This window comes from Mucilaginibacter sp. (assembly GCF_036568825.1).
In the GTDB taxonomy this organism is placed as follows: domain Bacteria; phylum Bacteroidota; class Bacteroidia; order Sphingobacteriales; family Sphingobacteriaceae; genus Mucilaginibacter.
This window is the reverse complement of record NZ_DATCRU010000095.1, coordinates 1-23380: the sequence shown is the minus strand read 5'-3', so window position 1 is coordinate 23380 and position 23380 is coordinate 1. Positions and strand designations below refer to the sequence as shown.

Annotated in this window: 26 protein-coding genes; 15 read left to right on the top strand and 11 right to left on the bottom strand. The window is 42.0% G+C overall.

Annotated elements, in window-relative coordinates:
- Positions 1 to 107 precede the first annotated feature (107 nt).
- From VIM89_RS21215 to VIM89_RS21190, 6 genes are all read left to right on the top strand, one after another.
- Positions 108 to 1520: an OmpA family protein gene (locus tag VIM89_RS21215; protein ID WP_488158190.1), complete on the top strand. Its 1413-nt coding sequence runs from the start codon at positions 108 to 110 to the stop codon at positions 1518 to 1520.
- A gap of 16 nt (positions 1521 to 1536) precedes the next feature.
- Positions 1537 to 1734 (top strand): DUF6728 family protein, encoded by a 198-nt coding sequence (locus VIM89_RS21210; protein ID WP_488158189.1) that lies wholly within the window; start codon positions 1537 to 1539, stop codon positions 1732 to 1734.
- Positions 1735 to 1863: 129 nt separating this feature from the next.
- Entirely contained in the window at positions 1864 to 2244 is a 381-nt protein-coding gene (locus VIM89_RS21205) for a RidA family protein (RefSeq protein WP_488158188.1), read from the top strand.
- A gap of 9 nt (positions 2245 to 2253) precedes the next feature.
- Positions 2254 to 4362, top strand: coding sequence for an ATP-dependent DNA helicase RecG (recG, locus tag VIM89_RS21200; protein ID WP_488158187.1), 2109 nt, complete (start codon positions 2254 to 2256; stop codon positions 4360 to 4362).
- Between the two features lie 54 nt (positions 4363 to 4416).
- The gene (locus VIM89_RS21195) at positions 4417 to 5799 is read left to right on the top strand and encodes a M20/M25/M40 family metallo-hydrolase (protein ID WP_488158186.1); all 1383 of its coding nucleotides are present in this window, start codon (positions 4417 to 4419) and stop codon (positions 5797 to 5799) included.
- Between the two features lie 127 nt (positions 5800 to 5926).
- Positions 5927 to 7231 carry an MFS transporter gene (locus VIM89_RS21190; protein WP_488158185.1) on the top strand — a complete coding sequence of 435 codons (1305 nt, stop codon included), beginning with the start codon at positions 5927 to 5929 and terminating at the stop codon, positions 7229 to 7231.
- Here the strand turns inward: VIM89_RS21190 and VIM89_RS21185 are convergent.
- From VIM89_RS21185 to frr, 3 genes are all read right to left on the bottom strand, one after another.
- Positions 7228 to 7437 (bottom strand): PLDc N-terminal domain-containing protein, encoded by a 210-nt coding sequence (locus tag VIM89_RS21185; RefSeq protein WP_488158184.1) that lies wholly within the window; start codon positions 7435 to 7437, stop codon positions 7228 to 7230. The two genes, VIM89_RS21190 and VIM89_RS21185, sit on opposite strands and share 4 nt — an antisense overlap.
- 17 nt (positions 7438 to 7454) lie before the next feature.
- On the bottom strand, positions 7455 to 9209 hold the full coding sequence (locus VIM89_RS21180; protein ID WP_488158183.1) for an ABC transporter ATP-binding protein: 1755 nt from the start codon (positions 9207 to 9209) through the stop codon (positions 7455 to 7457).
- Positions 9210 to 9281: 72 nt separating this feature from the next.
- Entirely contained in the window at positions 9282 to 9845 is a 564-nt protein-coding gene (gene frr / locus VIM89_RS21175; RefSeq protein WP_488158182.1) for a ribosome recycling factor, read from the bottom strand.
- Positions 9846 to 10003: 158 nt separating this feature from the next.
- On the opposite strand from frr, the gene VIM89_RS21170 reads away from it, so the two are divergent.
- A complete protein-coding gene (locus tag VIM89_RS21170) occupies positions 10004 to 10213 on the top strand; it encodes a hypothetical protein (RefSeq protein ID WP_488158181.1) in 210 nt (69 codons plus the stop codon).
- Positions 10214 to 10216: 3 nt separating this feature from the next.
- Positions 10217 to 10513, top strand: coding sequence for a type II toxin-antitoxin system RelE/ParE family toxin (locus VIM89_RS21165; RefSeq protein ID WP_488158180.1), 297 nt, complete (start codon positions 10217 to 10219; stop codon positions 10511 to 10513).
- Between the two features lie 13 nt (positions 10514 to 10526).
- Here VIM89_RS21165 and pyrH read toward each other — a convergent pair whose 3' ends face one another.
- The 7 genes from pyrH to rplM form a co-directional block, all read right to left on the bottom strand.
- Positions 10527 to 11231, bottom strand: a complete 705-nt coding sequence (pyrH, locus tag VIM89_RS21160; RefSeq protein WP_488158179.1) for a UMP kinase — start codon at positions 11229 to 11231, stop codon at positions 10527 to 10529.
- Between the two features lie 55 nt (positions 11232 to 11286).
- The gene (locus tag VIM89_RS21155) at positions 11287 to 11943 is read right to left on the bottom strand and encodes an ankyrin repeat domain-containing protein (protein WP_488158178.1); all 657 of its coding nucleotides are present in this window, start codon (positions 11941 to 11943) and stop codon (positions 11287 to 11289) included.
- Between the two features lie 6 nt (positions 11944 to 11949).
- On the bottom strand, positions 11950 to 13059 hold the full coding sequence (gene nagA, locus VIM89_RS21150; protein ID WP_488158177.1) for an N-acetylglucosamine-6-phosphate deacetylase: 1110 nt from the start codon (positions 13057 to 13059) through the stop codon (positions 11950 to 11952).
- Positions 13060 to 13162: 103 nt separating this feature from the next.
- On the bottom strand, positions 13163 to 14014 hold the full coding sequence (gene tsf / locus VIM89_RS21145) for a translation elongation factor Ts (RefSeq protein WP_488158176.1): 852 nt from the start codon (positions 14012 to 14014) through the stop codon (positions 13163 to 13165).
- Between the two features lie 98 nt (positions 14015 to 14112).
- Entirely contained in the window at positions 14113 to 14982 is an 870-nt protein-coding gene (gene rpsB, locus VIM89_RS21140; protein WP_488158175.1) for a 30S ribosomal protein S2, read from the bottom strand.
- A 20-nt stretch (positions 14983 to 15002) separates the two neighbouring features.
- A complete protein-coding gene (gene rpsI, locus VIM89_RS21135; protein ID WP_488158174.1) occupies positions 15003 to 15389 on the bottom strand; it encodes a 30S ribosomal protein S9 in 387 nt (128 codons plus the stop codon).
- Positions 15390 to 15413: 24 nt separating this feature from the next.
- On the bottom strand, positions 15414 to 15851 hold the full coding sequence (gene rplM, locus VIM89_RS21130) for a 50S ribosomal protein L13 (protein ID WP_488158173.1): 438 nt from the start codon (positions 15849 to 15851) through the stop codon (positions 15414 to 15416).
- 223 nt (positions 15852 to 16074) lie between these two features.
- Here rplM and VIM89_RS21125 point away from each other — a divergent pair, with 223 nt between their 5' ends.
- The 6 genes from VIM89_RS21125 (at position 16075) to VIM89_RS21100 (ending at position 21753) form a co-directional block, all read left to right on the top strand.
- The gene (locus VIM89_RS21125) at positions 16075 to 16854 is read left to right on the top strand and encodes a hypothetical protein (protein WP_488158172.1); all 780 of its coding nucleotides are present in this window, start codon (positions 16075 to 16077) and stop codon (positions 16852 to 16854) included.
- A 154-nt stretch (positions 16855 to 17008) separates the two neighbouring features.
- Entirely contained in the window at positions 17009 to 17470 is a 462-nt protein-coding gene (locus VIM89_RS21120) for a MaoC family dehydratase (protein WP_488158171.1), read from the top strand.
- A gap of 155 nt (positions 17471 to 17625) precedes the next feature.
- Complete coding sequence (locus VIM89_RS21115) at positions 17626 to 18276, top strand: hypothetical protein (protein WP_488158170.1); 651 nt, start codon at positions 17626 to 17628, stop codon at positions 18274 to 18276.
- A gap of 197 nt (positions 18277 to 18473) precedes the next feature.
- Positions 18474 to 19496 (top strand): LLM class flavin-dependent oxidoreductase, encoded by a 1023-nt coding sequence (locus tag VIM89_RS21110; RefSeq protein ID WP_488158169.1) that lies wholly within the window; start codon positions 18474 to 18476, stop codon positions 19494 to 19496.
- 333 nt (positions 19497 to 19829) lie between these two features.
- Positions 19830 to 20291: a ferritin-like domain-containing protein gene (locus tag VIM89_RS21105; RefSeq protein ID WP_488158168.1), complete on the top strand. Its 462-nt coding sequence runs from the start codon at positions 19830 to 19832 to the stop codon at positions 20289 to 20291.
- Between the two features lie 205 nt (positions 20292 to 20496).
- Positions 20497 to 21753: a pyridoxal phosphate-dependent aminotransferase gene (locus tag VIM89_RS21100; protein ID WP_488158167.1), complete on the top strand. Its 1257-nt coding sequence runs from the start codon at positions 20497 to 20499 to the stop codon at positions 21751 to 21753.
- 38 nt (positions 21754 to 21791) lie between these two features.
- Here the strand turns inward: VIM89_RS21100 and VIM89_RS21095 are convergent, their stop codons facing one another.
- Positions 21792 to 22490 (bottom strand): hypothetical protein, encoded by a 699-nt coding sequence (locus VIM89_RS21095; protein ID WP_488158166.1) that lies wholly within the window; start codon positions 22488 to 22490, stop codon positions 21792 to 21794.
- A 141-nt stretch (positions 22491 to 22631) separates the two neighbouring features.
- Between VIM89_RS21095 and VIM89_RS21090 the strand changes: the two genes are divergently transcribed.
- On the top strand, positions 22632 to 23207 hold the full coding sequence (locus VIM89_RS21090; protein ID WP_488158165.1) for an OmpH/Skp family outer membrane protein: 576 nt from the start codon (positions 22632 to 22634) through the stop codon (positions 23205 to 23207).
- Positions 23208 to 23380 lie beyond the last annotated feature (173 nt).

Below are 23380 nucleotides of genomic sequence, written 5' to 3'. Positions count from 1 at the left end.
TTTGTATTACCAAAAGACAAATTTTGGAACAATGTTTGGTAATGAAGTCAAACATAATTACTAATTTTGAAAAAAAAATCACAATTAAATTGTTTAATCTTAAAACTATGAACTATTCTACATTAAAAAAAACAGTCGCCCTTTCATTCGCGTCTCTGTTGGCTGTCAGTGTGGTAAATGCACAAACTGATGCAGCAAAAACAGATTCGACGAAGGCATCCGCAGCAACAGGTACTGCCAAAGTATTTGGCGGAACCAAACAGTACAACACATGGAGTGTTGGCGTAAACGTTGGAGTTACCGCTCCTTCTGTTGCAACAGGTGGTGTAAACGTATTTAACCACAATCAGCCAAGCTTAGGCTACGGTATTAGCTTAAGAGATCAATTATCACACACTATCGGCTTACAGTTAGATGTAAGAGGTGGTGATGTAAAAGGAAGTGAAAACGCTAAATTCAGCAACCCGGGATACGTTGTTGATAACCAAACTGGTCTTCAGGTTGGTAGCTTTAAAACTTCATTCTACCAGGCTACTTTAAGCGGTGTTGTTAACGTAGGTTCTTTGAGCTTCTTACACCGTACCAACGCTGTTAACTTCTACGTAAACGGTGGTGCAGGTTTAGCATGGTATGCTCCAAAACTGTATTCTGACAATTCGCAAGGTAATCTGATTTTTGATTACAACGGCCATACTGGTCAGGATGGTACAGGATCACGCATTAAAGAATTAGTAATTCCAGTTGGTGCCGGTGTTAAATTCAAATTGTCTGATGCATTTGGTTTAAACGTTGGCTATACTGAAAACTTCATCGATGGATTTAACTTCACCGGTGTTCATGCTGACTACCCTGCTTCTAACAAATACTCTTACGGCTATGTAGGCTTAGAGTATACTTTCGGTCCTAAATCAAAACCAAACCTGGATTGGGTAAACCCAGTGGCTATGATGTATGACGAACTGTATGATGCAGCTCTTCGTCAGGAAGTAGAAGCTTTAAAAGGCCGTGTTGGCAATGTTGAAAATGCAGTTAACGACCTGAAGAAAGATTCTGACGGTGACGGTGTTGCTGATCAATTCGACAAATGTCCAAACACTCCTGCCGGTACTGTTGTTGACGGTTCTGGTTGTCCAATTGTATTCCCTAAAATTGACACTTCATTATTCGTAATGAAACCAAAACCAGGTGAAGCAAAAGCTTACTCTAACATCCAGTTCGAATTCGATAGCTCAGTATTGAGAACTTCTTCTTACCCAGTACTTGACGCTACTTCAGCTGATCTGCGTTCTAACGCTGGTTCAAGAATCGAATTAGACGGTTTCGCTTCATCAGAAGGTACTGCTGCTCACAACATGCGTCTGTCAAGAGACCGTGCTAACTCAGTAAAAACTTACCTGGTTAACTCTGGTGTTGATGCAAAACGTATCAAAGTAAAAGCATTCGGTGAAACTCACCCAATCGCTGATAACTCAACCGAAGACGGCCGTATCCTGAACCGTCGTGTTGAATTCAAAAAATAATTATTCATTGTGATAATTGCAGAAGGCTCTCCGGTTTCGGAGAGCCTTCTTTTTTTTCTTAAATTTGTTCATGTATTTTTTCAGAAAGAAAGATCCAAACCGGCCTACCAGTTTTAACCTGAAGGTGATGCATGCCATCAATGCGATTGCCATCATCATGTTCCTGGCCGGCATCATATGGAAATTGATCGATTGGTTTATTTTGAAGAAATGATTTGGGGAAGTTGAAGATGTTGCAGACGTTAAAAAAGTTGTAAAGGTTAGATATCAATTTTTACAACCACTCCAACAATTACAACCTTTACAACTTCTACAACCCTTTTATAACTATTACACAAGACCTATGAAAAAAGTGATCAATACCAATAATGCCCCGGCTCCGATAGGCCCCTACAGCCAGGCTGTTGCAGCTAATGGTTTCCTGTTTGTTTCAGGGCAAATACCCAGCAACCCGGCTACCGGAGAAATAGTTTCGGGCGGTATTAAATCAGAAGCGAAACAGGTAATGGAAAACATTAAAGCTATATTGACCGAAGCCGGTCTTAGTTTCGGCAACGTGGTAAAGACAAGCATCTTCCTGACTGACATGGGAAACTTTGCACAGGTGAATGAAGTATATGGCACTTACTTTACAGATCTATTCCCCGCTCGTGAAACGGTGCAGGTTGCTGCATTACCTAAAAATGTAAACGTCGAAGTTTCAGTTATCGCAATAAATTCCTGATAGATAAAATTGAACAGGCAGATATTTCAAACTCCTATTGAATATTTAAAGGGCGTCGGTACATCGCGTGCAGACATCCTTAAAAAGGAATTAGGAATATTTACGTTTGAAGACCTGCTGCGTCACTTCCCTTATAAGCATATCGACCGCACCCGGTTTTATAAAATCAGGGAAGTAAATCCAGACCTGCCTTATGTACAGGTTTTAGCCCGGTTAACACACAAGGAGATTCTTGGCGAGAAGCATACTAAACGGTTGGTAGCGCAAGTACAGGACGATACCGGCATAATGGAATTGGTTTGGTTTCAAGGAGTGCGATGGATAGAAAAATACCTGCAACCGGGAAAGGTTTATATCCTATTTGGAAAGCCGGGCTCATTTAATGGGAAGCCGCAAATGGCTCATCCTGAAACAGAGCTCTACTCTCCTGCAACAATGAAGCAAAAGGGCAACATGACCCTTCAACCGGCTTACAGTTCGACAGAAAAATTAAAGCAGTTTGGACTAGACAGTAAGGGTATCCAAAAGCTCACCGAGCCTTTGCTGGATCAGCATGCGAAGGATATTCATGAGAACCTGCCTTTATATATTCTGAATCAATTCAAACTGATGAGCCGTGCCGACGCCTATCGCAACATGCATTTCCCGGAAGATGCAAATATGCTCAATGAGGCTATCCGGCGTCTAAAATTTGAAGAGCTATTTTTAATTCAGCTCAAACTGCTTAAAAATAAACTCCTCCGGATACAAAAGTTCAGGGGGCATATATTTGAAACGGTTGGTGATTATTTTAATGAATTTTATCACCATAAGCTACCGTTCGAGCTAACCAACTCTCAAAAGAAAGTCTTAAAGGAAATACGGTTAGATACGCAAAAGGGCGTGCAAATGAACCGATTGCTGCAAGGCGACGTGGGCAGTGGTAAAACCGTGGTTGCGCTGATGAGTATGCTGATCGCTATTGATAATGGGTTTCAGACCTGTATTATGGCTCCAACCGAGATACTGGCTAATCAGCATTACCAAACCATAAAGAGCCTGGTAGGAGACGGATTTCTCGAAGTGGCTTTATTGACGGGATCAACAAAAAAGAAGGAAAGAAATATACTCCATGAGCGGCTGGAAAGCGGTGATTTAAAAATACTAATCGGTACTCACGCACTAATTGAAGATAAGGTGCAATTTCAGAATTTGGGATTTGTGGTGATCGATGAACAGCACCGCTTTGGTGTAGAGCAACGTGCAAAGCTTTGGCGAAAGAACAATATCCCGCCACATGTTTTGGTGATGACCGCTACACCTATCCCTAGAACATTAGCAATGACACTTTATGGTGATCTGGATGTATCAGTAATTGACGAGCTACCTGCCGGAAGAAAGCCTATACAAACACTTCATTTTTATGAAAATCAGCGCCTCCGGATGTTCGGCTTTATGAAGCAGGAGATTGCCAAAGGTCGACAGATTTACGTAGTATATCCGCTGATACAGGAAAGCGAAAAACTCGACCTGAAAAACCTGGAAGATGGTATAGGAACCATGCGTCATGAGTTTCCGATGCCACAATACCAGATCAGTATAGTTCATGGTAAAATGCCGGCAAAGGATAAGGATTTTGAGATGCAGCGCTTTGTGAAACACGAGACGCAGATCATGGTGGCGACTACTGTTATCGAAGTTGGTGTAAACATCCCTAACGCTTCTGTAATGATCATTGAAAATGCTGAGCGTTTCGGTCTTTCGCAATTACACCAATTACGTGGGCGTGTGGGCAGGGGGGCAGAGCAATCTTTTTGTATCCTGATGAGCAGTCATAAACTAAGCTATGATGGTAAGATCAGGCTGGATACAATGGTGAAGACCAATAATGGCTTTGAAATATCTGAGATCGACCTGCAATTGCGCGGCCCTGGCAATATAGAAGGCACACAACAAAGCGGTGTAGTCGACTTGAAAGTTGCTGATCTAACCACAGATCAGGCTTTACTATTGCAGGCCCGCAAATGCGTAGAGGAAATATTTGCGAAAGATCCGGCATTGGCTCATCCCGAAAATCAAACTCTGCAACTGGCATTCCAGGCAAAAAATGCTGGCTTAAGCTGGGATAAAATTTCCTGAACGGACAATATTCCTTCAAAATATTAAATTTGTTTAAAAGCACGCTTCTCAACCATGAAACTGAAATTTTTTACCATCCTGTCACTTGTCTTATCGACTACCTTACTCAAAGCCCAGGACTCATTAATGCTTCGCAGAATTTATGATGAAGCCCTGGTAAACGGTCAATGCTACAGCAATTTGCATTATTTATGTAAGAACATCGGCGCACGTTTAAGTGGTTCGCCGAATGCTCAAAAAGCAGTGGAATGGAGTAAAAAGTTGATGGAAAACTATGGCCTCGACCATGTTTTCCTGCAGGAAGTAATGGTGCCGCATTGGGTACGCGGAGCAAAGGAAGTCGGAATGATCGTTGATGGTAACAATAAAATTTCTGTGCCAATTGCAGCCTTAGGTATGTCTGTCGCTACTTCAAAAGAAGGCATCACTGCTGATGTGATCGAAGTGCATAGCCTGAAAGAACTGGACACTTTAGGAGCGACGGCCATAAAAGGTAAAATTGTTTTCTTTAACCGTCCTTTTGATCCCCGCTTTATTGAAACTTTACGCGCTTACAGCACTGCGGGAGATCAGAGAAATGCAGGTCCGGCAGCGGCAGCTAAATATGGTGCTGTTGGAGTTATTGTCCGCTCGTTAACGGAAAGTCTGGACGACTTCCCGCATACAGGTGCAACACGTTATTCACCAGGCGGTTTGAATATTCCGTCCGCTGCAATATCAACCAAAGGTGCTAACCAATTGAGTGCTTTGTTAAAAGAAAAGAAATCACCGCAGATCAAATTCTATTTCAAACAAAACTGCGAATTGAGGCCAGATACGCTATCATACAATGTGATAGGTGAGTTGAAAGGCTCCGAGAATCCAAATAAGTTTATCACAGTAGGCGGTCACCTGGATTCATGGGATCTGGCTGAAGGCGCGCATGATGATGGTACCGGTGTGATGGGTTCATTAGAAGCAGTTCGTATTTTAAAAGCGATGGGCTATCAGCCTAAAAACACTATCCGCGTAGTGTTCTTTATGAACGAAGAAAACGGCGATAAAGGCGGTCTCAAGTATGCAGAGCTTGCTGCCAAAAATAAGGAACAACACATCGCAGCCATCGAATCTGATTTAGGTGGGTTCACACCACGTGGCTTTGGATTCTCTGGATTGACAACTGATCAATTCAAAAACCTGGCGCCATGGAAACAACTTTTCGATCCGTACGGCTCCGGCAGATTTGTTGTCGGTGGTGGTGGCAGTGACATCGGTCCCCTGAGAGAAAAAACACCGGGTGTTGTTTTGATAGGATTTGACCCGGATTCGCAACGCTATTTTGATGTGCACCATACACCAAACGATGTGTTTGAGAACGTTAACAAACGCGAACTGGAACTAGGCTCAGCCTCTATGGCGGCATTGATCTATCTGATCGATCAACACGGGTTTAATTAAATAATCTTTCCGTAGAGACGCGATGCATCGCGTCTCTTTCTACATTATTGCATAATTATGTAAATCAGCAATCAGAATTTTGATGCATAATTGTAAATTGCGGAGCATTAACCTATAAACAGTAATAGTGTCCGACGAAGGTCATAGTCAGCCCCAAAAAGATTCTTTCGCAGCATTGCGATTTAAGGATTTCCGTATTTACCTGGCCCAACGGTTCTGCTTCACATTTGCTTACCAGATGCAAACTGCTGCATTGGGGTACTATATTTATGATATTACGCACAGCAAACTTGCCCTTGCCTGGATTGGGCTAAGTGAAGCAATCCCGGCCATCGGCCTCGCACTTTATGGTGGTTATATCGCCGATAAGTACGAAAAGCGAAAAATGCTGTTGTTGATTTTTAGCGGGGTTTTCATTTCGTCACTGGTTATGTTCATTGCCACCCTTAAAAGCATGGGTGGCTATATTCATACAGGCTGGATACTGCCGATACTTTATGGCATGATATTCTGCAATGGGGTCGCCCGCGCATTTTTCGGACCGGCAATATTTACAGTATATGCCAACAGTATTCCCCGCGAAATTTATCCGAACGCAAGTACCTGGAGCAGCACCAGCTGGCAAATTGCATCTATTTTAGGGCCTCTAGCAGGTGGTTTTATTTATGCATTCGGCGGCGGCATTACCGGAAATTTCGTGGTTATCCTGATCTTCATGCTTGTCACTGTCGTGTTAGTGTTAACCCTTAGAAAGTACCCTGCGGTTTTTGTGCCAAAAGAAAGTATATGGAAAAGCCTGTCCGAAGGCATCAACTTTGTATTTAAAACCAAGATGATGGTGGGCGCCATGACGCTGGATTTATTTTCTGTTTTCTTCGGCGGGTCAGTAGCATTGCTCCCCGTATTCGCACTGGACATCCTACACGTTGGTGCCGAAGGATTCGGTGTAATGAAAATGGCGTCATCACTAGGCGCAGCCTTGACCATGGTAATAATGGTCCGTTACTCTCCATTAAACAAGCCATGGCGCAATCTTCTAATTGCTGTAACCGGCTTTGGACTTTGCATCATCGGCTTTGGATTATCACGAAGTTTCTTGCTGACAGTTTTTTTCCTATTTGGCCAGGGTGCTTTTGATAGTATAAGCGTGATCATCCGCGGAACATTAGTCCAACTGTTAACTCCTGACCACATGCGTGGACGCGTATCAGCGGTGAATTCTATGTTTATCGGCTCCTCTAATGAGATCGGTGACTTTGAATCAGGCTTAATGGCTAACTGGCTCGGAACGGTACCCGCTGTGCTGGTAGGGGGCAGCATAACCTTACTGATCGTCACGATTACCTATTTCAAAACGACGAGCCTTCTGCCGTTGGGCGTAGGCGATATCCATACGGTTGAAGTAACTGAGGAAAACCCGGCTACAGCTTAAAGTGTCTTCAAACTTCTCAAGAATAAGTAGGTTGTCGAACCCAGGATGGGTACCACCGCAATGATGATGAGCCACAACAGTTTGGCACCGTTATTAATATTCTTATTGCTGAGTATATTGAAGAAGGCAAAAATACCCAGTAAAACCCATAAAAACAGGAATATTAAACCGAAGGTCCCTCCGATAGTGGATGTGATCAGATACATGGCAGCAGTTTTTAAAATCAATAATCAGCAGTTACTTTCTCACCGATCTGCTGGCGCCACATGGCATAATACAAACCTTTTTGAAGTAACAATTCCTCATGCCTGCCGGACTCAACGATATGCCCTTTTTCAAGAACATAAATCGTATCGGCGTGCATGATAGTAGATAAACGGTGGGCGATCAAAATAGTTACATGATCTTTTAATACTGACACATCCCTGATAGTTTCAGTAATTTCTTCTTCAGTTATCGAGTCGAGGGAAGAGGTAGCTTCGTCAAATACAAGCAGATCGGGTCTTCGGAGCAAAGCCCGGGCAATAGACAGGCGTTGTTTTTCACCACCGGAAACTTTTACACCACCTTCGCCGATCACCGTACTCAAACCCTGAGGTGCGCGTGCCAATAAAGTCTGGCAGGCTGCTCTCTGCAAAGCCTCCATACACTCCTCATCCGTAGCATCCGGACGAACGAACAAAAGGTTCTCACGAATTGTGCCTGAGAACAGCTGTGTATCCTGTGTTACAAAGCCGACCTTTTCCCTAAGTTCATCCAGGTCGATCTCTTTACTTGGTATGTTGTTATATAGTATATCCCCTTCTAATGGCTGATATAATCCGACCAATAGTTTTACCAAAGTCGTTTTCCCTGAGCCTGATGGACCGACAAATGCAATAGTTTCACCAACTCTTGTCTCAAAACTGATATTATTGAGCGCGTTCCGGTTTGCTGTAAGATGTTTGAAGCTTACATTGTTGAAAGACAGTTTCTGTACATTTTCCAACAGTACCGGTTTTTCAGGTTTGGCATCAATCGGAATGCTTAAAATACGTTTGAAGTTGCCTAAGGAAACTTCTGCCTCACGCCATGAAAGGATGACATTGCCCAACTCTTGCAATGGGTTGAACAGGAAGAATGAATAAAATAAAAAGCTAAAATATTGTCCTGGTGAAATAGTTTGATGAAAGATCAGAATAAGTAATACCACGACCATCACACTACGCACAAAATTCACTGTGGTACCTTGCACAAAGCTCATACTGCGTACATATTTTACTTTGCGAAGCTCCAGATCGAGGATCTTATAGGTGGTTTTATTTAGGCGCTCGATCTCTTGTTTAGCAAGACCTAAACTTTTAACCAGCTCGATATTTCTTAATGACTCAGTAGTTGATCCGGCTAAAGCAGTGGTTTCAGCTACGATAGTCTTTTGGATACGTTTGATCTTCCGGCTCATGAGCGAGCTTACTAAAGCAATAATAGGGATGGAGGCAAAATAAACCAGCGTCACCTTATAACTTACAGATATAGAATAAATGGTAACGAACACCATACCCACCAGGCTCACGAACAATATTCCGATGAATGAGGTGACGAATTTTTCGCAGTCCAGCCTTACCTTCTGCAGGATACCTAATGTTTCTCCGCTACGCTGGTCTTCAAAAACCTGGTAAGGGAGCTCTAAAGAATGCTTAAGCCCGTCAGCATACATCTCAGCACCCACTTTTTGGGTGATGATATTAGTATAATAATCCTGGAAATTTTTTGCTATACGCGACACCATTGCAACTCCAATCGCCAGGCCGATCAGTTTAAGAACAGTGCTTATGTATTCGTTATATTGAAGTTTGTCCCGCTGTTCGATCACCCTATCCACTATTCTCCCGGTGATATAGGGGTCAAGCAAGGAAAAGCCAATATTAGTTGCTGCCAGAAACAGGGCGGTCACTACCACCCATTTGTGTTTTTTGAGGTACGAGGTTAGAACATTCATGCCGGGATAAAAATAAAAAAAGGGAATGGCTCTAAATAGCTCATTCCCTTTAATTTGACAATACTCTGGTCGTTATACTGTCATGATATCTTTTTCCTTGGCTTCAGACAGCACATCAACTTTTGCAATATGAACATCGGTTAACTTCTGAATTTCAGCCTCTCCGGTTTTCATTTCATCCTCAGAAACACCTTCCGATTTCAGTTTCCTGATCTTTTCATTCGCATCCTTACGGATATTACGGATTGCTACCTTCCCATTTTCTACTTCGGCTTTTGCCTTCTTCACCAGGTCGCGACGACGCTCTTCTGTCAGCGGCGGAACATTGATGCGGATGATCACGCCATCATTTTGAGGATTAACCCCCAGGTTTGCCTCCATAATGGCCTTTTCAATGGCACCTAATAATGATTTTTCCCAGGGCTGTACCACGATGGTACGGGCATCTGGCGTATTTACGCTGCCTACCTGGTTCAAAGGTGTTGGCGTACCATAGTATTCAACCAATATATCATCCAGCATGCTTGGATTTGCTTTGCCGGCACGTATTTTTTGTAATTCACCGTCGCAGTGCTCAATGGCTTTATCCATCAAAGCCTTTGCTTCAGAAATTTGTTTTTTAACGAGTTCGCTCATCGTTTCTAAAATTTGCTGTCAAAAATAGTAAAATCTGTCGTTTTACATTAATAAAAATAAATGCTTCAAAGTCTAAATAATAACAATGTTAACTTTTAAGCCGATTAAGATTATTCACTACTAAATTTATAATTTTGTAATTATCAATAGCTAGTTATATGACAACAATAGACTCTACTTTAGATGATATTATGAAGCTGGATTTTGCTTCCAGGGAAATGCTATTGGAAATTCTTCAAAAGCGACAAAGCGAATACCGCCGTAATGAAATAGCCAAAACGGCAAAGAAAACTTTAAAAGAATATCAGGCGGGCAAAATCACTGCTGAGACTGCCGAAGATGTTATTAAAAAGTTAAACTCGCTTTAGTTAATGCCTGCAGAACGAAAACTTGTATTATCAAAAGCTTTCGAAAAAGCTTATCAAAAATTTACAGGTAAAAACCAGGCACTAAAATCTTCGATAGCTAAAGCCTTGCTCAAACTGCAACAGGATGCTTTCGACCCGGCATTAAGAACCCATAAATTGAGTGGGAATCTTGCATCTTACCTTGCCTGCTCATGCGGTTATGATTGCAGGATCATCTTTACGATAGAAAAGGATGTTAACGACCCGAAGATAGAAAACATCCTTTTACTGGATATCGGTACACATGATGATGTGTATTAAAATCTGAAGATATTTATCGTACCAAAGTACCTATATGTTCACCTTCCGCAATCTTCATAAAATTGCCCGGTTTATTCATGTCGAATACGATGATCGGCAATTTATTTTCATGACAAAGTGTAAAGGCAGTCATGTCCATTACATTTAAACCTTTATCAAATACTTCCTGGAAAGTGATCTCGTCATAACGTGTCGCTGTTGGATCTTTCTCCGGATCGGCGGTATAGATGCCATCCACACGGGTGCCTTTCAATACTACATCAGCTTTGATCTCGATAGCACGTAATGAAGCAGCTGTATCAGTAGTAAAATATGGGTTACCAGTACCAGCACCGAAAATTACGATCTTGCCTAATTCGAGGTGATGCATAGCGCGGCGACGGATATATGGTTCGCAGATCTGCTCCATTTTGATAGCTGATTGAAGGCGGGTTTCAACGCCAATACTTTCCAGTGCATTTTGAAGCGCCATGCAGTTGATCACTGTTGCCAGCATACCCATGTAATCGGCTTGAGCGCGGTCCATACCTGATTTTTCAGCGCTTAACCCTCTGAAGATGTTGCCTCCGCCCACTACAATGGCTATCTCTATTCCTTTGTCATAAACGGCTTTAATATCCTTTGCATATTGTAAAACCTGGTTATTATCAATGCCGTATTGCCTGTCGCCCATTAGCGACTCGCCACTTAATTTGAGAAGAATGCGTTTATATTTCATTGAGGGTAGTTTGTCAAAAGTATCAATTTTAAATTAGTGTTAAAAATATCCCCGCTTATTCTAATAATGTTTTTAATTCCGGGTCATTTTGAGCAGTTTTTTGCAAATATTCCAAAGAACCGGGATATAATAAGCTTTTATCGGTACCTGCTTTAAGTAATAACTTAATACAGGCTAATTGGTTGCGAAGGTTATTGGTTTCACCTGATTCCAGAACGTGTATTGCCCATCCGCACGGTGTGCTGTGGTAATTGGTATCCAACTGGTTAATATTGCCACCCTTTTCAATCAGCTTTTCAACTAATCGATCTCTACCGCAAAATGCAGCCCAATGCAGTGCGGTCCCACCATCACCTGGAGGTGAATAAAGAATATTTGCTCCTTTTTCAATATAAAACAGACCAAGTTGTTCAGCATTTAAACTGGCTGCGGCTATCAAAGGAGTATTCAAATCGTTCCGGGCTATAAAGCCATCGATGTCAGCGCCATATTCCAAAAATATTTTGGCTATCTCTATGGCCTGACCGTCTGATATTTTATTTGCAAAAACTGCATCAGAGATTCGATGCAACGGATGCCCTTTAGCCGGATTTATTTTACCATCTATTTTCCATGCAACACCTTCATTGGCTAATTCAGGATTTACTGCCAAAGCTGCTCTTATGCCATCAAGGTCGTTGTTAACGATTAGATCAAATAAATCAGTTTGCATAGTGCTTTAATTTATCTGTTTACCGGCCATGTATGTTCCCTTCAGCGTGTAGTTCTCATCAAAGAAGGTCAGATCAGCATCGTAACCTGCTTCAATTTTGCCTTTGTTCAATTTCGCCAACTGAGCTGGATATAAAGTCGCCATGTTAACAGATTCCGGCAGACTAACACCAAAATGCTTAACGCCGTTTTCAATACATTTCAACATTGTAAGACATGATCCTGATAAAGTCCCATCAGGCAATACATACCGGTCGCCGGTAAACTTATGCTGGTATGGGCCGTGGTCGCTTGCTGTAACAGAATCCGTAATAAAGAAAAGTTTATCGCCTAGTTCGCGTTTTGCCAATCTTGCCATCACAAAATCCACGTGGATACCGTCAGGTACGATACTGGTATAAGGCCTTTCTTCAAAAATAGCAGGAATATATCCCGGATCGCGATGATGCATTTGCGGCATCGCGTTGTAAATGTGGGTTACTGCCGGGATAGGTTTATTTAAAAAACGCTTGCCTTCAGCATATGTAGCATTGCTATGTCCTGACGATAAGATCACACCATTATTGTGCAGGTAATCGATCACTTTCTGATCCTGCAACTCAGGAGCTATGGTCATCATCGTGATTACACCATCAGCCATATCCAGCCATTTTTTTACAAGGTCGAGCGATGCTTTCTTAATAAAGTCCTTGTTGTGTGCGCCGCGACGAATTGCATTCAAAAATGGGCCTTCCAGATGCAAGCCTAAGAAATTACCCTTACGTTTTTCCCTGTAGGATCTGCATACACGGATCGTTTCTTCTATCACCTCATCCGTATTGGTTGAAATGGTTGGAAAAAAGCCTATCGTACCTTGAGCGAGCAAATCCGTTTCCATCTGAAGCAAAGTAGCTTCATCAGTATCGATACTCAACAATCTGCCTCCACTACCATACAATTGCAAATCGATCAAACCCGGAGCCGCATAAGCGCCATGCATATCTTTTCTTTCAGCATCCTGCGAAATAGCGTTCTCCGCGACTAGGCCGGTAATTTTTCCGTCTGAAATTAAAATTGCTTGGTTTTTGATAATCTGACCATCTGAAATGATCTGTAAGTTGTGGAGTGCTGTTGTCATAGTTACAATATTACGGAGAGAGACGCAATGCATTGCGTCTCTACGGTGAAAAAATATTATTGCAAAAAAAATCCCCCTCGTTAATACGAGGGGGATTTAATAATTAAGCTCCTAAGGCTACCCGTTTAAATGCGGTAACGGTTAATCCTTTATCAACGCCGCTCAGGAACTGAGCAACGCTCTTGGATGAATCTTTTACAAACTCCTGGTTCAACAGGGTTGAGTCTTTGTAGAATTTGTTCAGCTTACCGGCAGCGATTTTCTCAACCATTTCTTCCGGTTTGCCTTCAGCGCGTATCTGCTCTTTAGCAATTTCCAATTCGCGTTGGATAGTTGTAGCATCAACACCATCCTTATCAACGGCAATTGGGTTCATAGCTGCAATTTGCATTGCTACGTCCTTGCCTGCTTCGTCAGCACCGGCAACGTTAGCGCTTAAGCCAACCAATACACCTAAACGGAAGTTACCGTGGATGTATGCGATCACTTTTTCGCCTTCTACTATTTCGTATTTAGATACCCCGATCTTCTCGCCGATCTTACCTGTTTTTTCAGTAATTGCTTCAGCGATAGTTACACGGTCAACATCAGTATCAACTTGTAGTTGAGTCAAAGCAGCTAAGTCAGCAGGTTTTTCTTCAACAGCAACGTTTGCGATCTGGTTAGCGAAAGCAATGAATTCAGCGTTTTTAGCCACGAAATCAGTTTCGCAGTTCAGCTCGATGATCACGCCACGTTTGCCATCTTCAGAAGTACGTGCAATAACAACGCCTTCGTTCGACTCACGGTCCTGGCGGCTTGCAGCCACTTTAGCACCTTTTTTTCTTAAGTAGTCAATTGCAGCTTCAAAATCACCGTTTGTTTCGGTCAAAGCTTTTTTGCAATCCATCATACCTGCACCGGTTTGCTGGCGCAGTTTGTTAACGTCAGATGCGCTAATTTGTAATGTTGACATTTTGATATATGTTTTAAATGTTGTAGAAGTTGTAAAGGTTGCAGAGGTTGTAAATGACATTAACCATTACAACCTCTACAACCCTTACAACCAAAATATTACTCTTCTGTTTTTTCAGCAGCAGGAGCAGCAGGCGCTTCAGCCTCTGCTTCAGCAGCTACTCTTTTTCTTTTACCGCCTTCTGCAGGGGCGCCAGATGCAGCCGGAGCTTCAGCCTTAGGGCTATCAGCTTTTGCTTTTGCAGCAGCAGCTTCTTTTTCTGCTTCGTCTTCTTTCTCGCGTTTGCGCTCATCCAAGCCTTCTTCGATAGCTTTGATGATGATACCGGTGATCAATGAGATTGATTTGGTAGCGTCATCATTAGCCGGGATAGGGAAATCGATGTTTGAAGGATCAGAGTTGGTATCCACCATTGCAAAGGTTGGGATATTCAACTTTAAAGCTTCTGAAACCGCGATGTGCTCTTTCTTAACGTCGATCAGGAACAGTGCAGCCGGTAAACGGTTCAGGTCGGCAATACCGCCTAATAAAGTTTCCAGTTTTACACGCTCACGCTGGATCATCAGTCTTTCTTTTTTAGAAAGGTTGCTGTAAGTACCGTCTTTAGTCAATTTATCGATGTTTGACATCTTTTTGATCGACTTACGCACGGTAGCGAAGTTAGTTAACATACCACCTAACCAACGCTCGGTTACGAAAGGCATGTTTACTGATTTTGCATAATCAGCTACGATATCTTTCGCTTGTTTCTTTGTAGCTACGAATAATACCTTACGGCCTGATTTTACAATTTGTTTTATAGCTGAAGCAGCTTCTTCAACTTTAGTTAAAGTTTTATTAAGATCGATAATGTGGATACCGTTGCGCTCCATGAAAATGTACTGAGACATTTTCGGATCCCATTTGCGGGTAAGGTGACCAAAGTGTACACCTGCATCCAGTAAATCCTGATATGTTGTTCTTGCCATTTTGTTGTCCTCCTTGATGATTAACGTTTACTGAATTGGAATCTCTTGCGTGCTTTCTTGCGTCCTGGTTTTTTACGCTCAACCATACGGTCGTCGCGGGTCATTAAACCTTTAGCGCGCAATGCCGGTTTCTTTTCAGCATCAAGTTCAACAATAGCTTTAGCAATAGCTAAACGAACGGCTTCTGCCTGTCCTTTTACACCACCACCTGCTACGTTTACCTGTACATCATATTTACCTGCAGAACCAGATACTTCGGTTGACTGGGTAACGATGTATTGTAAAGGTAAGGTAGGGAAGTACTCTTTGTAATCTTTACCGTTAACGGTAATGTTGCCATTGCCCTCGCTCAAGTAGATGCGTGCAACAGCGGTTTTTCTTCTGCCTGAAGTGTTAGTTGTTGGCATTTCTTTTTTCCTTTAAATGGTTAATTAAATGGCTTTAGGGTTTTGTGCTGCATGAGGATGCTCGGCACCTGCATATACATGCAGATTGCCAAATAAGGCGCGGCCCAAACGATTTTTAGGTAACATACCGCGTACGGCTTTTTCTACCACACGCTCAGGATGTTTTGCCATTAACTCCTTAGGAGAAATGAAACGCTGACCACCTGGGTAACCAGTATAAGAAACATATTGCTTAGCGCCAAATTTGTTTCCGGTCAGTTTTACCTTGTCTGCATTAATAACTATTACATTATCGCCGCAGTCTACGTGTGGGGTGTACCCTGGCTTGTGTTTTCCTCTAATGATCATTGCGATCTTAGAAGACAAGCGCCCCAAAATCTCGCCCTGAGCGTCAACAACAACCCATTCTTTGTTAACGGTCTTTTTATTGGCTGAGACAGTTTTGTAACTTAACGTATTCACTTGCTTAAAATTAAATTTATTAAACGTTTACTTTACCCCGCAAAATCGGGACTGCAAAGATACGGGTTTTGGTGTTATTTGCAAATAGAATTTGCGTTTAGTTGATTGGGTTGGAATAGGTTGACTGGATTAGTGGTTTAGCCTTCGGTCTTTCGGCAAATACGAGTATAATTTATAAGGTAAAAACAGCAACGTATTCAATCAATATTCTATAATTTTACTTATGCGCTCAATAATCTTAACCTTATTTTCATTCATCATTTTTCCAATACTTGGTAATGCCCAAATAAAGATTCAACTAAATGATATTAAAAAAATAAATCTATCGGAATTGGAAGACGGTGTAGCAGGATTCAGATTTTCACGAGATTATGAAATAATCCGAAAAAAAAATAAATGGTTTTGCTATCAGGTTGATCAAGATTATCAGCCTCCGCATTATATAAAAAGAGATAGGCATATCAAGGAATTCAAAGTTCAGCGTAGCTTGATAAAACAGGTAAATATTCAAACTATAGACAGTTTACTGAATTCCGTGTCTAAACTTAAATCTGATTATAGTTGGAAAATGTATCGTGTCGATTTAGAGCTTCTTAAAAAAGGCATGAGCAGTTACTATCGCTTTTGGAAAGAATATCCTCTGAAGCCATCAAAACGCAAAATTATTTTAGCTCTTTACAAAAATCCAACAAGTTTAAAAGCGGCAGTGGACTCTGTTCAACATATATCCCCGGTAGATGCAATCACTGAATGCAGCATAGATATTATTAAAAAGAATAATGATACTGTAAAGATTCATACTTCACATATGCGGCCTTTTATGCAGCCGTGGCAGGTTAATGGACAGAAAACCTACGATTTAAATATTAATCATTTTTTTGTTGCTGTTATGACTACCAATTCTATTTCAAATAAGGATTTTCTCATGGGTGAAGAATTTTATAACGACATAATAAATGAAATTGAGATACAATATATGGATCAGCATCCTCGGACTCCATAAAATACACAAATGTTAATATGCTTTCCATTCATTCTGACAATTGATAAATTCTGAAAATTCTGATTCAGGCAACTGTTTGATTTCATAATACCCCTCCATTTATTATTTTTACCCCACGCTAACGCAGCCATTCACTCAAACGCAACAACCAATTATGATTATTATTAAAGATCATGCTGAATTTGAATCTTATTTAGGCCAGGAACTGGGCATATCCGACTGGCATACGATAACTCAGGAGCAGATCAACGAGTTTGCCGATGCAACGCTCGACCATCAATGGATACACACCGACGAGGAAAAAGCTAAAAATATCGGCCCATTCGGCGCTACCATCGCCCACGGATATTTAACAGTATCGCTGTTGCCTTACTTCTGGCATCAGATTGCCGACGTGCAAAACCTGAAGATGCAGATCAATTACGGTGTTGAAAATATCAAATTCGGGCAGGCGGTGCTGGTGAACAGTCGTGTAAGGTTAAAGGCAAAACTCTCCAACATTATCAATCTGCGGGGTATCACGAAAGCAACTATCGGCGTTGAAATGGAAATCGAAGGCCAGAAAAAATCAGCTTATACCGGCGAGGTGGTTTTCCTTTATCATTTTAATTCATGAAGATAGTTGCAAGGTTGGAAGGTTGTAAAATTGAAAAGTTATCATCAAAAGAATAGTTAAATCCCCAAAATCCAACCCAATCATTTAATCGTGTATTGTGAATAAGTGGAAAGATTACAACCCTTTCCAAAGTTCAGTTAAACTACCTTCGGAGCATGAAGAAAATCTTACCAATTCTAATCCTTGGCGGAGCTATGTTGATAGCAGGCTGTAGCAAGAAGAGCAATCCAGGACCATCAGCATCAGCTGACAGCTATTTACCGGTTAGTTCCGGAAGCACCTGGACGTATAATGATGTAGTGGGAGGCAGCACCAGTCAGCTTACCATAACAATGACCGGAGGCACAAGCGTAATTGGTGGAAAAACTTATTATGCCGGTACATCAGCCTCATCAACAAAGGGCACAAGCACAGGCTATTTTTACGCCGGCAATCACTTCTATTCATTCCGTGCTACCTCGGCAACTGCTGGTATTACCATAGAATTACAAATGGGTAACGACGAGCAAAATGTTGGTTACAGCTGGACCACCAACCCAACCGACGACGGCACCGTTAATGGTATACCTGCAAAAACCGTGAATACCATAAAAGAGAAAAACATTTCAAGAACTGTAAACGGTAAAACTTTTAACAATGTGATCCACACACAGGTTGATCTTCAATATGACCTGGGTACAGGCTTTCAAAGTATCGCTATCTACGATATTTACCTGGCAAAAGGTGTCGGCATGATCGAAAACGATACCAGTGTTTCAGGATCGCCTTATGAAATAGAAACCATTACTGGTTATACTGTTAAATAAGCAGGGCACAAGAAACATGCAAATGCAATATCGAATCATGAATTTCGAATGTCCAACATCGAAGTTTTTACCTTCATCATTCGGAATTCATTATTCGATATTCAATATTTTTCGTTCTCTTTAATAGTCTTTGTCCTACTCTAAATCTTTACATTCCATCCACAACCCCTTCTGTAGTTTTGTGTTTTTATTGATCTATGAGCACAAAACATATTCGCTTGAGCGTGTTGGACCAATCGCCCGTACGTAAAGGCGTCACTGCCGAACGGGCTATACAGGAAACCGCCGAGCTTGCCCGCTATACCGACCTGTTAGGCTATACCCGTTTTTGGGTATCTGAACATCATAATACAGGCAGTCTTGCAGGATCAACTCCCGAAGTATTGCTGGCTTATTTGGGCAGTCAAACTAAAAACATTCGCATAGGCTCGGGTGGGGTGATGATGCCTAATCATAGCGCATTAAAAGTTGCTGAGAATTTCCGGATACTGGAGGCTTTATTTCCTGGTCGTGTTGATCTGGGCATGGGACGTGCACCTGGCACCGACCGGCTTACGGCAGCTATGCTGAATCCGTCCAACCAATTCCGCGAACAGGATTTCATCAATCAGTTGTATGATCTGAATAATTACTTTCATGACCGCGGTGATCCGGGAACACCATTGTCTAAGATCAGGGCTATTCCTCAAATACAAACGGTTCCGGATATGTGGCTGCTAAGCTCCAGCGGCGAAAGCGGCCTGTTTGCTGCTCATTTTGGCATGGGCTTATCCTTTGCGCACTTTATTAATCCTATCGGCGGACCGGAAGCTGTTGCCCGCTATCGCGAACGTTTCCAACCTTCCGAAGACCGTGCAGAACCTGCTGCCAGCGTAGCCATCTTTGTTTTCTGTTCGGAAGATGAGGAGAAAATACGGCAGCATCAGGCATTGATGGAGTTTCGCTTTAATCAACTGGAACAGGGCAAGGGTATTTTACCGGTAACTTATGATGATATTAAGCATATAGACTATACCGTGTATGAGTTAGAACGCATGATACATCACCGTAAACGAATGATCACCGGGAAACCTGCTGAAATAAAGCAAAAGCTGACTAAACTGGCTGATGATTATGATGTGGATGAAATCATCGCTGTGACCATTGCAGAGGATTTTGACGACAGGCTGAAATCGTATCAATATCTGGCTGAACAGTTCCAGTTAGTGACCAGCGATTAGAGATCAGTGATTAGTTTATTTCGTATAGCTTGAAGGCTTTCCAACTACTCTATAGTTCCGTTTTGACTCACCCGAATACGCTACGCTGTTCGACCTCTCTTTGGCAAGCCATAAAGAGGTTGAAAAAGAGATAAAAAATTCCTTCTTTACCGCTTGCGGTAGAGAAGGTGGTCGAGCGCAGCAATGACCGGATGAATCGACTGGGCGATTTGCATTGAACGTTACCCAACCAGGATTGCATTAAAAAAGAAAATAAATTATTTACAAATTAATTTATCAAACCATAATGATAATCAGGTGTTCTTTGATTGAACACTTATTAAATCAATCATTATGGAAACCATAGAAAAATCAGTTGAAGTTTTAAATGATCTGATAGAGATCAATAACGACCGCGCAGAGGGTTTTGGTAAGGCGGCACAGGACCTTGACCCGACCGATATGGACCTGCAGGGCATCTTTTTGAACTGCTCACTGGAAAGCAAACAATTTGCCCAGCAATTGCGCGATGAAATAAACCAACTAGGGGGTCATGCAGATATTAATGATACCAGCAGCTCAGGTGCCCTCCACCGGGCATGGATAGATGTAAAAGCAACATTCACCGGGCATGACCGCAAAGGCATCCTGGCAGAATGCGAACGCGGCGAAGATGCTATCAAAAAAGCTTACCGCGATGCCTTATCACCTGAAAACGATTTATCTGCCGAAGTGATCCCTATCCTGCTTCGTCAGCAAACAAGCATTGAATCATCACACGACCGAATTAAATCACTGCGCGACAGCGCGAGTTAAATGTGCGGATGTGCAGATGCGAGGATGTGCGGATTGGATAATTATAGAGATTATTTTGATTGCCAAATATGGAAGGTCTATGTAATTGCATAGGCCTTTTTATTTGCACATTTACATATCCGCACATTTGCACATTTTCAAATTATAATCTGCACATTTGCACATCAAAAAATTTGCACATCCGCACAATTTGCACATCAATAAAATGACCGTTTCTAAACTGGCCCAAAACTTAAGGGGCTCCGAAATTATCAAGATCGCAGGCGAGATCAACGAGTTAAAAAGACAGGGACAAAACATTGCCAACCTCACCATCGGCGATTTTGATTCAAACATCTACCCTATACCTGCACCATTAAAAGCAGGTATTGTAGAAGCTTATAACGCCAACCAGACCAACTACCCTGCGGCTGATGGCATGCTGAACCTGCGCGAAAGTGTTTCGGAGTTTTTAAAGAAACGGTACGATTTAGATTATAAGCCAAACCAGATATTGATCTCAGGCGGCTCGCGCCCGTTGATCTATTCCATTTACCTGGCGGTAGTGAACCCCGGTGAGAAGGTGGTTTTCCCTACTCCATCGTGGAACAATAATCATTACTGTGATTTGTTGAATGCTGAATCAGTAGTTGTTGAAACCAAGCCGGAGAACAATTTTATGCCTACAGCTGATGAGCTTCGTCCACATCTGAAAGGCGCTGCTTTGCTGGCTTTATGTTCGCCATTGAACCCAACGGGTACCATGTTCAATAAAAAGGATCTGGAAGAAATTTGCGACCTGGTAATTGCCGAAAATAAAAGCCGTGCAGCAGGTGAGAAACCGTTGTATCTGCTTTATGATCAGATCTACTCTCAACTCACTTTCGGCAAGCACGAGCACTTTAACCCGGTTAGCCTGCGCCCTGAGCTGAAAGACTACGTGATATTTGTTGATGGCGCATCTAAATGTTTTGCCTCGACAGGTGTACGTGTGGGTTGGGGCTTCGGCCCGGCAGAGGTGATCAACAACATGAAAGCCATCGTTGGTCACATGGGCGCCTGGTCGCCAAAGGCAGAGCAGATGGCAATGGCTAACTTCCTGAAAAACGAAAACGAGGTGGATGCCTACCTGTCTGACATTAAAACAAAACTACAAAACAGCCTGAATACACTTCACGAAGGTTTCCAGCAACTGAAATCAGAAGGTTTCAACGTCGACTCCATCGAGCCAATGGGCGCTATTTACCTTACTGTTAAGGTCGATTATGCCGGTAAAACTACACCTGATGGTACTTTACTGAAAACATCAACTGACATTAACTTCTACCTGATTAAAGAAGCCAAAGTTGCCTTAGTACCTTTTGCAGCATTTGGAAATGAGGACGATGTAAACTGGTTCAGAGTATCTGTTGGTGCAAGTACATTGGAGGATAATCAGGGCGTGGTGCCGAGGGTAAAAGAGGCGTTGGCGAAGCTGAAGTAAATTTTCCAGGGGCGTAGGCAGCGATAGATTTTAATAATCTACCGTCGCCCTATATATTTTATTAAAGCATAAATGCCCCATGCAAGCAGCGCTATTGGAATCCATTTAACAATAAGATGGGCCAGCATGCTGGATGAGCGACTTGAGCTGTCTGAATCATATTGCCACCAGTCGGTATCTTTCCCGTGAAGTTTAAAGGAATTAAAGAAGAAGTTTTTCTTTTCCATAGCCAGTGATGAACTTTCTCCCCGTGTGCCAATTTGAATAGTGATAGCGTCCTCATTGATTATTAGAAACCTGACAAACCGGCGTTCCAAAAAGCCTGAGGGGTGATGAAATGTAAACTCCATTTCCGCTCCTTTGATATCTTTTATAAAAAATTCATTTACGTGTATCATGTCTCCATGATATCTCAGAAGCATCTGTTTTATTTCACCTCTATAAAATTCATTTACATCATCCTTGCTTGCTGGTTGGAAACCTAATAAGTCTTTTAAGTCGGTAACTGTCACGAGGTAAATCGCGTCCTTATCCAGACTTGTAAAGGTAGTTTGAGCAGTTGTATCAACAAGTTTGGGTACAGACGGGAATTTAATGCTAATATTTTCGTCTATGCGCTGCCTGTACCATTCCTGGGCCTTTAGGCTGAGTGCTGTCATTTGAAGGCATACTATTAGAATAATGTATTTCTTCAAATCAGAGATAATATTAATAACTGCTGTTTTATCCTTTTTCATCGATTAGGAATAGGTCATTTTACATCAATATTACTAAAATTTTTCATCTCTTGAACGCCAACAAATGCCCCGCTATGTCCAAACTCACTTGCTCATTTATTTTAAAACTGTAAATTCGCAGCTTTACCAAACGCACATAATATGAGATCATTAATCATCACATTATCTATCATATTAGCTACTTCTGCAGCTAATGCGCAGACTGCCCCCGCTACTGCAGTGCCTGCTCAAAGCACTGACAATAAAGGCGGTATTGTATATATCAACTCCGATACGCTGCTAAGCAAATACGCTTACTACGCGGCAATAAAAGCTAAATTGCAAACCTTGTCTCAAAGCGCACAAACCGAACTGGCGGCTAAAGGACAGGCCTTTCAAAAGAAAGTAGCCGCATACCAGAAAAGTGTGAACACACTTAACCTTGCTCAGCGTACTGCAACCGAAAAACGCCTGCAAAAAGAACAGCAGGATTTACAGGAATTGAGTCAAAATACTGCTAAGCAGTTGCAGGACGAGCAAGAAGGCCAAAACTCTAAGCTATACGATAAACTGGCTGCTTACCTTAAAACCTACTGCAAAACAAAAGGCTATAAAATTGTGCTTACCTATTCAAAAGCTAACCCGGCTATGCTTTATGGCGATGAAAGCCTGGATGTAACCAACGATGTGCTTGTTGGATTGAATGAGGAGTATAAGAAAGAGAATCCGGGGAAATAAGAGCATTTAAAGAAAACGTCATGCCGAATTTATTTCACTGTTGTCCGGTAAAAATCGATGAAGGTCAATAAAGATGCGCTTATAGCTTGGAATGGTGGTTTACGTTACAAACCCTGACTCTAAGCCGCTTATTTTAAGTTGAATGGTAGATGGGAGGTTGGTGGACAGCTTTT

Coding starts and splice junctions, on each gene's coding strand:
- frr (WP_488158182.1), bottom strand. CDS start 9,845: ATGAGCGAACTCGTTAAAAAACAAATTTCTGAAGCAAAGGCTTTGATG.
- VIM89_RS21115 (WP_488158170.1), top strand. CDS start 17,626: ATGAAGAAAATCTTACCAATTCTAATCCTTGGCGGAGCTATGTTGATA.
- VIM89_RS21110 (WP_488158169.1), top strand. CDS start 18,474: ATGAGCACAAAACATATTCGCTTGAGCGTGTTGGACCAATCGCCCGTA.
- VIM89_RS21125 (WP_488158172.1), top strand. CDS start 16,075: ATGCGCTCAATAATCTTAACCTTATTTTCATTCATCATTTTTCCAATA.
- VIM89_RS21205 (WP_488158188.1), top strand. CDS start 1,864: ATGAAAAAAGTGATCAATACCAATAATGCCCCGGCTCCGATAGGCCCC.
- VIM89_RS21215 (WP_488158190.1), top strand. CDS start 108: ATGAACTATTCTACATTAAAAAAAACAGTCGCCCTTTCATTCGCGTCT.
- tsf (WP_488158176.1), bottom strand. CDS start 14,014: ATGTCAACATTACAAATTAGCGCATCTGACGTTAACAAACTGCGCCAG.
- VIM89_RS21165 (WP_488158180.1), top strand. CDS start 10,217: ATGCCTGCAGAACGAAAACTTGTATTATCAAAAGCTTTCGAAAAAGCT.
- VIM89_RS21090 (WP_488158165.1), top strand. CDS start 22,632: ATGAGATCATTAATCATCACATTATCTATCATATTAGCTACTTCTGCA.
- VIM89_RS21100 (WP_488158167.1), top strand. CDS start 20,497: ATGACCGTTTCTAAACTGGCCCAAAACTTAAGGGGCTCCGAAATTATC.
- VIM89_RS21180 (WP_488158183.1), bottom strand. CDS start 9,209: ATGAATGTTCTAACCTCGTACCTCAAAAAACACAAATGGGTGGTAGTG.
- VIM89_RS21095 (WP_488158166.1), bottom strand. CDS start 22,490: ATGAAAAAGGATAAAACAGCAGTTATTAATATTATCTCTGATTTGAAG.
- VIM89_RS21155 (WP_488158178.1), bottom strand. CDS start 11,943: ATGCAAACTGATTTATTTGATCTAATCGTTAACAACGACCTTGATGGC.
- pyrH (WP_488158179.1), bottom strand. CDS start 11,231: ATGAAATATAAACGCATTCTTCTCAAATTAAGTGGCGAGTCGCTAATG.
- VIM89_RS21185 (WP_488158184.1), bottom strand. CDS start 7,437: ATGTATCTGATCACATCCACTATCGGAGGGACCTTCGGTTTAATATTC.
- rpsB (WP_488158175.1), bottom strand. CDS start 14,982: ATGGCAAGAACAACATATCAGGATTTACTGGATGCAGGTGTACACTTT.
- VIM89_RS21105 (WP_488158168.1), top strand. CDS start 19,830: ATGGAAACCATAGAAAAATCAGTTGAAGTTTTAAATGATCTGATAGAG.
- rpsI (WP_488158174.1), bottom strand. CDS start 15,389: ATGCCAACAACTAACACTTCAGGCAGAAGAAAAACCGCTGTTGCACGC.
- nagA (WP_488158177.1), bottom strand. CDS start 13,059: ATGACAACAGCACTCCACAACTTACAGATCATTTCAGATGGTCAGATT.
- VIM89_RS21195 (WP_488158186.1), top strand. CDS start 4,417: ATGAAACTGAAATTTTTTACCATCCTGTCACTTGTCTTATCGACTACC.
- VIM89_RS21120 (WP_488158171.1), top strand. CDS start 17,009: ATGATTATTATTAAAGATCATGCTGAATTTGAATCTTATTTAGGCCAG.
- VIM89_RS21170 (WP_488158181.1), top strand. CDS start 10,004: ATGACAACAATAGACTCTACTTTAGATGATATTATGAAGCTGGATTTT.